This window comes from Streptomyces sp. NPDC058664 (assembly GCF_042716635.1).
GTDB lineage: Bacteria > Actinomycetota > Actinomycetes > Streptomycetales > Streptomycetaceae > Streptomyces.
Genome location: NZ_JBHXRW010000209.1, coordinates 1 through 1430, shown reverse-complemented (window position 1 = coordinate 1430; position 1430 = coordinate 1). Strand labels below are relative to the sequence as shown.

Annotated in this window: 2 protein-coding genes; one reads left to right on the top strand and one right to left on the bottom strand. The window is 66.2% G+C overall.

What is annotated here, in order from left to right; genetic code table 11:
- The first annotated feature begins 55 nt into the window (after positions 1–55).
- Positions 56–955 (top strand): IS5 family transposase, encoded by a 900-nt coding sequence (locus ACFWUY_RS41615; RefSeq protein WP_384122241.1) that lies wholly within the window; start codon positions 56–58, stop codon positions 953–955.
- Here the strand turns inward: ACFWUY_RS41615 and ACFWUY_RS41610 are convergent.
- The gene (locus ACFWUY_RS41610) at positions 945–1325 is read right to left on the bottom strand and encodes a hypothetical protein (RefSeq protein ID WP_384122236.1); all 381 of its coding nucleotides are present in this window, start codon (positions 1323–1325) and stop codon (positions 945–947) included. The genes ACFWUY_RS41615 and ACFWUY_RS41610 overlap by 11 nt on opposite strands.
- Between the last annotated feature and the right edge of the window lie 105 nt (positions 1326–1430).

Below are 1430 nucleotides of genomic sequence, written 5' to 3'. Positions count from 1 at the left end.
AGACCGCGTTTGAGATCTGCCGTGCCGTGAGGCTGGCGGGGTCGTTGAGCTCTGTGTGAGTGGTTCTGGGGGTGGGTATCCGTCGGACCTGGCGGATGGGCAGTGGGCGTTGGTGGAGCCGTTGCTGCCGCCGGCCCGGGTAGGCCCGAAGGGTGGTCGGCGGGAAAAGCACCCGCGGCGGCGGATCGTGGACGCGATCTTCTATGTGGTCCGGACCGGATGTGCCTGGCGGCAGATGCCGAAGGGCTTCCCGCCATGGCCGACGGTGTACTGGTACTTCACCTGGTGGCACGACGACGGCACAGTCGAGCGGATCCATGACGCTCTGCGCGGCAAGGTGCGTGAAGTCGACGGCCGCGACGTGGAGCCGAGCGCGGGCCTGATCGACTCGCAGTCCGTCCGCACCGCCGACACCGTCCCCGTAGCCACCAGGGGCTTCGACGCGGGCAAGAAGGTGAAAGGCCGCAAGCGGTTCATCGTCACCGACACCCTCGGCCTGCTCCTGGCCGTCCATGTTGTCGCGGCAAGCATTCAGGACCGTGACGGCGCGAAGCGGCCGCTGCTGTGGACCAGGCTCGGTCACCCCGGCGTCAAGAAGGTCTGGGCCGACCAGGGCTTCGCCGGCCGCCTGGTCGGGTGGACCGCCCAGATCCTCGACCGCGACTTGGAGATCGTTCGCAAGGATCCTGACCAGCGCGGCTTCCAGGTCCAGCCCAAGCGGTGGGCGGTGGAACGCACCTTTTCGTGGCTCACCGCCCACCGGCGCCTCGCGCGGGACTACGAGACCAGCCCCGCCCATTCGGAGACGATGATCCGCTGGGCGATGATCGGCATCATGGTCCGCCGCCTTACCCGAGGTCGGCCGGCAACCCGACCAGGTCCACGATCGTTCTCTCGCACTGAGTCCTACGGGCTCAACCGCGGTGCGGCCGAAGGCTCTCCGCTCACTTCATGAACGCAATCACCAGCGGGTCCGACTCTGGCGCGATGTAGTCGTATGTCGAAGAGTCGACGTGGCAATGATCGCGTGCGTCCGCCTCGGAGGCGAAGCCCTTGATGTTGTCGACGAGGAGGTCGAGAGCTTCCCGCGCCCCCTGGATCCTCAGGATCTGGGCTTCCGTGACGATCGAAACGGTGGCCCGCTCCGGATCCTCCTGGAACGCGATCTCGGACAGCGACCTCTCGTAGGGAAAAGGGCGCCGGTTCTCCGAGAGATCACAGCTTCCGACCTTCCCCCGCAGCAGCTGCCCGAACGTCAGCAGCCCTTGACGCGTCCCGGAGAGCTCGAGCTCTCTGGTTTCCCCGCTGTACAGAACCTGCAACATCACATCCCCTCCAACCTGCCGATCGTACCGATCACCAAGACGGGATCGTCCTGTCAGCCTCGGTCAGGTCTACGGCTCTACGGCAGATCTCAAACGCGGTCTGAG